General features: G+C 44.1%; 7 protein-coding genes. 3 read left to right on the plus strand and 4 right to left on the minus strand.

All coding sequences use genetic code 11. The annotated features are described in order from the left end of the window. Nucleotides 1-60: 60 nt before the first annotated feature. Complete coding sequence (locus tag GTH32_RS08965; RefSeq protein ID WP_163084893.1) at nucleotides 61-945, minus strand: LysR family transcriptional regulator; 885 nt, start codon at nucleotides 943-945, stop codon at nucleotides 61-63. A 106-nt stretch (nucleotides 946-1,051) separates the two neighbouring features. On the opposite strand from GTH32_RS08965, the gene GTH32_RS08970 reads away from it, so the two are divergent. From GTH32_RS08970 to GTH32_RS08980, 3 genes are all read left to right on the plus strand, one after another. Beyond that, nucleotides 1,052-1,759, plus strand: a complete 708-nt coding sequence (locus GTH32_RS08970; protein WP_163084895.1) for a CoA transferase subunit A — start codon at nucleotides 1,052-1,054, stop codon at nucleotides 1,757-1,759. Continuing rightward, nucleotides 1,759-2,415 carry a CoA transferase subunit B gene (locus GTH32_RS08975; protein WP_163084897.1) on the plus strand — a complete coding sequence of 219 codons (657 nt, stop codon included), beginning with the start codon at nucleotides 1,759-1,761 and terminating at the stop codon, nucleotides 2,413-2,415. Before GTH32_RS08970 ends, GTH32_RS08975 begins: the two co-directional genes overlap by 1 nt. Nucleotides 2,416-2,505: 90 nt before the next feature. Further along, nucleotides 2,506-3,849: a DEAD/DEAH box helicase gene (locus GTH32_RS08980; protein WP_163084899.1), complete on the plus strand. Its 1,344-nt coding sequence runs from the start codon at nucleotides 2,506-2,508 to the stop codon at nucleotides 3,847-3,849. Nucleotides 3,850-4,011: 162 nt separating this feature from the next. On the opposite strand, the gene GTH32_RS08985 is transcribed toward GTH32_RS08980, so the two are convergent. The 3 genes from GTH32_RS08985 to GTH32_RS08995 all read right to left on the minus strand — a co-directional run. Continuing rightward, nucleotides 4,012-6,345, minus strand: coding sequence for a bifunctional diguanylate cyclase/phosphodiesterase (locus GTH32_RS08985; RefSeq protein ID WP_163084901.1), 2,334 nt, complete (start codon nucleotides 6,343-6,345; stop codon nucleotides 4,012-4,014). Nucleotides 6,346-6,590: 245 nt separating this feature from the next. Continuing rightward, on the minus strand, nucleotides 6,591-7,451 hold the full coding sequence (rluF, locus tag GTH32_RS08990; protein WP_163084903.1) for a 23S rRNA pseudouridine(2604) synthase RluF: 861 nt from the start codon (nucleotides 7,449-7,451) through the stop codon (nucleotides 6,591-6,593). Nucleotides 7,452-7,588: 137 nt separating this feature from the next. Beyond that, nucleotides 7,589-7,889: group II intron maturase-specific domain-containing protein (locus tag GTH32_RS08995; protein ID WP_281360029.1), on the minus strand; the 301-nt coding region annotated here is incomplete at its 5' end.

A 7,889-nucleotide genomic window follows, 5' to 3' on the forward strand; every position in this document is an offset into this window, starting at 1 on the left:
ACCTGTGAACCAATTCGTATTTGATAAGCAGGGCTCTTCCTCTCTATCAAGTTATTTTGATCAGAGGGGGCGAGCCAAGGCTTCTTCCCATAGCTTCTGGGCAGCGACCGATAGATCCCGTTTTGATTGCTTTACAATTCCCACTCGCTTCATCAAAATATCATCGTTAAACGACATACACACCAAACCAATATTTTCCATATGTGAACGACAAAGCGACGGCATAATAGAAATGCCCAGCCCTTGGTTAATTAATTGGCCCAGCGTAGCTAACTGCCCAGTCTCAGCCACAATAATCGGCTCGCCATAGTGTTCAAGTTGCCGTTCAGTCCATTGTCGTACTGCCGAGCCTCTATTCATCATTACAAACGGATAGGCGATGCAAGAAGCCCAGTCGATAGAGTGCTTTTTAGCAAGCGGATGAGCGGGATTGACGACGAGCATGAACTCATCGTCAAACAGCGCTTCAAAGGTTAAGCCGTCTTTACGCTGAGGCTCAAAAGTGAACCCTATTTCCGCGCGGCCATTGCTCACATCATTGATTACCTGTTCCATTACAACATCAAGAATGCGCAAATTTATATTTGGTGCCATAGTGTGGTAACGAGATAGTAGTGTGGGTAGATAGCTTTCAGCAAAAGACGGCATAGCCGCAATTGTTAGACGCCCTTTCGCCATCGCAAATAAATTTTGAATGTCACCAAAAGTCTCCTCCCAATCCCGCATAATCCGGATAGCATTGGGCAATAGTGCCTCCCCTTCACGGGTTAACTCTACCCGCCGAGTGCTTCTTGAAAACAGCTTTCCGCCTAATTGTTCTTCCATTTTTTGTATCGATGAGGAAAGCGCAGGCTGAGTGATATGAAGCTTTAATGCAGCTTCTGCAAACGTCGCCGAGTGGGCAATATGAATAAACACTTGGAGATGGCGGTACGAGATATTCATTATTAATAAATAAAACTTATTAGTTGCATACTAAATTCAATTTTACATAACAAGTTACATTGGCGATACTTTTTATTAACAATAAAAGTGGATCGGAGAAGATGTTATGTCGGGTTTCGACAAGGTAGTAACAGATTACGCGAGCGCCTTACAGGGTTTAGAGGATGGTATGACCATTATTGCGGGCGGTTTTGGGCTATGTGGTATCCCAGAGGGGCTCATTTCACATATAAAAACCATGGCGGTGAAGGAATTAACCATAGTATCGAATAACTGCGGTGTGGATGGTTTTGGTTTAGGTATTTTACTCGAAGATAAGCAAATTAGAAAAATGGTGTCATCCTATGTGGGTGAAAATGCGTTGTTTGAAAGGCAGCTGTTAAACGGTGAGCTTGAGGTGGAGCTTACCCCGCAAGGTACACTTGCTGAAAAAATGCGAGCGGGTGGCGCAGGTATACCTGCCTTCTACACAGCTACCGGTTATGGTACGCCAGTAGGCGAAGGCAAAGAAGTTAAGGTATTTAACGATAGACCGTACATTTTAGAAGAATCGATAACCGGTGACTTCGCTATTGTTAAAGCATGGAAGGCCGACCGTTTTGGTAATTGTGTTTATCGCCACACAGCGCAAAATTTTAATCCAATGGCCGCGACAGCAGGCAAAATAACCGTGGTTGAAGCGGAGGAAATTGTTGAGCCTGGCGAGATTGCACCGAGCGAAATACATACCCCAGGTATTTATGTAAACCGTGTCATCAAGGGGACATTTGAAAAACGAATTGAGCGTCGGGTCGTGGCAAAGGAGAATGTATAATGGCGTTAACAAGAGACCAAATTGCTATGCGAGTGGCGCAAGAGTTTAAGGATGGCGATTATGTTAATTTAGGTATCGGCATACCTACCCTTGCGGCTAATTACGTACCCGATGACATTAGCGTTATGTTGCAGTCTGAAAATGGCCTTCTGGGCATGGGACGCTATCCCACAGAAGCGGAACTTGACCCTGATATGATAAATGCGGGTAAAGAAACGGTAACGGCGATTACAGGGGCATCTATTTTTGATTCGGCTGAAAGTTTTGCCATGATCAGAGGTGGTCATGTAGATTTCACCGTGCTCGGTGCCTTTGAAGTGGATGTAAATGGCAATATTGCTTCTTGGATGATTCCGGGCAAACTTGTTAAGGGTATGGGCGGCGCAATGGACCTTGTAGCGGGGGCTAAGAATATTATCGTTACTATGACCCACACCGATAAACATGGAAATTCTAAGTTGCTAGACGCGTGCACTTTACCGCTAACGGGCGTGAATTGTATTACCCGAATTATAACCGATTTAGCGGTACTTGAAGTATCTGACGGCGCCTTTATTCTGCGAGAGCGTGCGCCAGGGGTGTCTGTAGAAGAGATTAAACAGAAAACCAAAGGTAAACTTATTGTGCCTGAAACGGTTGCTGAAATGGTGGTGTAATAGGATATAGGCGCGGTAAGCGATACCGCGCTTTCATAATAACGAGGTTTAAGGGATAATAGCGCTTGCTATTAATCACGAGGCCCTATCTTGTTAGTTACCGACTTACCCGTTCATCATAAAATCATTACCAAACTCGAAAATAAAAATATTACCGAGTTGACTGAGATCCAGGAAAGAACCATATTACCTGCCCTTCAAGGTAAAGATATCATTGCGTCATCTAAAACAGGGTCAGGTAAAACCTTTGCGTTTCTCGTGCCGGCTATAAACCGTTTGATGTCACAAAAAGCGTTAAGCCGCCAAGATCCCCGTGCGTTAATTCTTGCCCCTACCCGTGAACTTGCCAAACAGGTTTTCATTGAAGCTAAAACGCTTTGTACGGGGTTAAATTTAAGCTGCTCTTTAGTAGTAGGCGGCGAAAACTATAATGATCAAGTGAAGGCATTAAGACGCAACCCACACATTATTGTCGGCACCGCTGGACGTATTGCCGATCATCTTGGTGATAAAAGTGTGTTCTTAAATGGTTTAGAACTGCTGATATTTGATGAAGCGGATCGTATGTTGGATTTAGGTTTCGCTCCCCAGCTATCAATGATTAATGAGTTTGCCAACCACAGAAAACGTCAAACTATGTTGTTTTCTGCCACATTAGATAGCGTTGAGCTTAATCATATGACGGGCAAACTAACCAAGTCTGCTGTTCGGGTTAGCGTTGGCAGCGCCACAGCAGAACATGGCGACATAAATCAGCAATGCTACTTCGCCGATAATGTAGCCCACAAAGACACGCTACTTTGCCATGAAATTAAGCAGCGTAGTTATAACCAAGCTATTGTATTTACCGCCACACGAGAAGATACCGATAGGCTAACCGCCTTATTAAACGAAGATAATTTAGAAGCCATCGCACTACGGGGCGATTTACCCCAAAACAAACGCGCTGCCATTATGAGCGAATTCGCTCGTGGTCAGTATTCAGTGTTAGTGACCACAGATGTGGCTTCTCGGGGTCTAGATCTTTCCAAAGTTGGCTTGGTGATAAACTTTGATTTACCCAAAAATGCCGATGAATATATCCATCGTATTGGCCGCACAGGGCGTGCAGGGCAAAAGGGCGAGGCCTTTTCATTAATAGGGCCACGAGATTGGAAAAGCTTTACCGCCTTAAAAGAGCACCTGCAATACGCACTAGCTTGTGAAGCGCATAGCGCTCATCCGGCGCAGTTTAAAGGCTTAAAGCCCGCAAAATTAAAGCCTAAAGACAATAAAGCAAAAAATGGCGAAAAGCATAACGGCCCGTCAAATCAAGCGGCAAAGAAAGTTAAGCGTGTAGATACCATGACGGGGCAAGATATTGGTATGGCCCCCATCAAGCGTAAACCCCGTATGACGCACACAGACGATGATGAATCACAGTCTGAAGAATAAATGGGTGTCGTTAATGGCAGATAGCTAAGTGTTATTTGTCGTCTCAACCGTATACTTATTCATCGTCTTTGCTGTAACAATTAGCACGTCGGCCTACATTTCCTATTAGTGTAGGCCGTGCATCATCGCCAGTTCAAACCGTTGGGCAAGCCCCATTACACATTATTGCTGAGACAACAGCGCGTTAAACGCTTGCTTACCTAAAGGCTTAGAAAATAAATACCCTTGACCAAATTGACAGCCCATGTTTTTAAGCATGTCATACTGACCTTTTGTTTCAATACCTTCGGCCACTACATTAATCCCTAGCTTTTGTGCCATTACAATAATGGCTTCGCACAACACTTTATCGTTAGTGACTTCAGTGACTGACTGAACAAACCCTTTGTCTATTTTTAAGTAGTCGGTAGGATACTTTTTAAGATAAGAGATAGAAGAATAGCCGGTACCAAAGTCGTCTAATGCTATCCCTACCCCATTCTTTTTAAAATGGAACAGTTTGTTTGATACGCTATCGTCGCCCGACATCAGAAGGCCTTCGGTAATTTCTAATAAGATAGCTTCTGCTGGAACCTGATGCGATTCCATATAGTCGATCCAATTAGTAATACACGAGTCTTGATCAGCATAATGAACTGGAGAAGTGTTAATACTAATTTGCAAATCGGCTGAATACTGTTTGCGCCAGTGGACTACATCTGCGCAAACTTGGCGGAATACCCAATTGCTAATATCGACAATTAGCCCTGACTCTTCGGAAATAGGGATAAACTCATCAGGACGAATAAGCCCGTCCTTAGGATGTTGCCAGCGTACTAATGCTTCCGCTTTGGTTATCTTCGACGTGGCTAAATCAACGATAGGTTGATACTCTACAAACAATTGCTGGTGACCAATAGCATAGCGCAAGTCCTTTAATAACGTCATTCGCTTTAACGCTTTGTCGCGCATGCTTTTGGTATAGTAGTGAAAACTATTTTTCCCCAGCGCTTTGGCGCCGTACATCGCTTGATCGGCATTTTTGAGCAAACTGGTAATATCTTTTGCATCGTCAGGATAAACAGTAATACCGATGCTGGCAGAGGTATGAACCTTATCTCTTTTTAGCGAATAAGGTTCAGATAATGTGGCCAGCATTTTTTGAACCACTTTTTCGACGCTGGTAAACTCAGTAAGGTTATCTAGAACGACCACAAACTCATCGCCGCCAAGCCTTGACACTTTAGCGTTGTCGCCTAGACACGCTTCTATTCGTCTGGCGCATTCAACAAGCAGTTCGTCGCCGGTATCATGGCCTAGGGTATCGTTGATATCTTTAAAGTTATCGAGATCTAAAAACATCACGACGACTTTAGTTTTGGTGCGCTCGGCAGCGTAAATAGCTTGCTTTAAATGCGCTTCCATTAAGCTACGGTTAGGCAGTTCTGTGAGGCCATCAAAATTGGCTTGACGCCATATAATTTCATTCGCCCTTTCGCGCTCAATAGCAATGCTCGCCATATGCGCGAGTTGCTGGATGCGCACAAGTTCGTCACGGGTCGGAATAGCGGGTTGTTCATGATAAATAGCGAAAGTACCTAAAACCTCACCGTTAGCACCTTGAATAGGCTGTGACCAGCACGCACGTAAGCTTGCATTTAGGGCAATATCTCGCCACGCGGCCCAATAAGGGTGACATGAAATATCTTCGACAATCGTGCGTTCATTAGTAAAGGCCGTGGTGCCACATGACCCCTTCCCTATACCAATCTCAAGCCCATCTATCGCTTCATTATAGAAATCAGGTAGCGAGGGCGCTGCGCCTAAACGCAGGTGGTTGCCCTCTAATAACAATATGGCGCATTTTTGGTGTAAGTATTCAACTTCAATGGCATGCACCATGTCGTCTAACACCGAGGAAAGAGATTTAAACTGGACGATTTTTTCAAGTATATCGCTGCGTAAATGAGTGAGCTTTTGCCCTTCTTCTAAGCGAGACTGGTTGTATTGCAATTCAGACGATAACTTTGTCAGTTCAGCATTTTTTAGCTCGCTTTCTACTAATTTAGCTAAATCCCGTAAACTGGATTTTTGCGCCTCGTTTATCGTGCTTGGGGCAGGATCGAATACACTTAAGGCGCCCACTGTCTGACCATCAATAACAATATTGATACCCGCGTAAAAGCGAATATAAGGGGCATCTATTACAAATGGGTTATGAAAAACCTCTGGATTACGCTGCGCATCTTCTATAATGCACACATCGTCACATTCAAAAATATGCGGGAAAATAGCCTCAACGTGTGGGATTTCTGTGGTGGTAATATTAACTTGCGATTTAAACCACTGACGCTTCGCATCGAAAAAACTAATTCCAGCGTGCTCACAGTTAAACAATTGCGCCGCAAGGCGCGTAATCCTATCAAAACGCTCTTCGCTAGGCGTATCTAATATGTTTAAGCGACGCAGAACGCGTAACCTTGCTTCCTCGTTATAATGTACTACGGCCGTTTTCAACTCAAGGTTCCTATTTATCAGCGCTTACAACGTTTCATTCCATGGATAGTAAGTATAGTGTGGTGGCAATATTTGCGCGTTAAATTTACTCGAAAGCATAAATCATATTTGCTAAACAATCTATGCCTGGCGCTTTTTCCAATATCACTTTTTACCCTTACACTTCACCTGTTATTAGCAATAAAATAAATCCGTGGGGCACACAAGATGCTTACTTTATTTAAATGTAACTAAATGTAATATTGTCACTTTTTGCTAAATTTATTAGTACCTTGATGACCTTTCCCTCTGCGCTGTAAAGACAGCTTTTCCTTCGCCGGTTGTGTTTGCACCGCTGGGTTTTTATTTAATGCGCTCGTTTCGTCTATTGTAGCCGTCTTAGAAGATGTTCTCACGGCTTCGTTTAGCGTAGATAACTCTTTTTCTGTGAGGTTTCGCCACTGACCAGGGGGTAATTTATCTAGCGACAAATGCATAATACGGGTGCGCTTAAGCTTGGTTACTTCATAGCCTAAAAATTCACACATACGACGAATTTGGCGGTTTAGGCCCTGGGTTAAAATTATGGTAAAGGAAAACTTTCCTCTCGCCTTTACTGTACATGGCTTTGTTACCGTGCCAAGAATAGGCACACCGCGCGCCATACGTTGTAAAAAACGCTCGCTAATAGGTTGGTTAACAGTGACTTCGTATTCTTTATCGTGAGCATTCTCAGCGCGTAAAATTTTATTCACGATGTCACCATCGCTGGTTAACAGGATTAACCCTTCCGAGGGTTTATCTAAACGACCTATTGGAAAAATGCGCTGTTTATGTTTTATGGCGTCAATGATGTTGCCTCTTACATGACGCTCGGTAGTACACGTAATGCCGATTGGTTTGTTATAGACGATGTAAACACGATCGGACTTATCCTTTGCCACGGCGTTCACGCGCTTCCCGTCTACCCGCACTTCGTCGTTAGGGCCAATTTTGGTACCCAACTCGGGCGGTTTATTGTTCACGGTAACCCGTTTTTGCTCTATTAGCTTGTCGGCTTCTCGGCGAGAGCATAATCCGGTGTCACTAATGTACTTGTTTAGTCGCTTACCGCTTTCTGCGCTCATGTATTACCTAGTATTGTGTGTTTATCGGTGACGTCTATTTTACGAAAATTTGACATATCGAGTAGGGTGAGGCGTTACCGCCTCATCCCTCTCACAGAACCGTACATACGGGCCTCGTATACGGCTCATGTACATAGCTATTTAGCGTAATTGCTGAACACATATCCCGTTGCAACATTTTCCAAGTTCATTAGTCCGAGTTCATCGAACCAACTGTTTGGCATCGCGTAGCTTGCTAAGGGACTTCGCGCACTGCACCAACTCGTCATGTTGATGTGAGCGAACTTACCTTTATAACCATGCTGTCTTAACCAGCGATGGAGGCGGCTCGCCTTCTTCCATAACTTAAGTTGGATGCTGCGCAAGCGGCGCCTTAGCCAGCTCGCTATTTGCTTAAATGCCCTGCTCGCATTGGCTATCTTGAAGTAGTGACTAAAC

This window comes from Alteromonas profundi, from assembly GCF_010500865.1.
GTDB lineage: Bacteria > Pseudomonadota > Gammaproteobacteria > Enterobacterales > Alteromonadaceae > Alteromonas > Alteromonas profundi.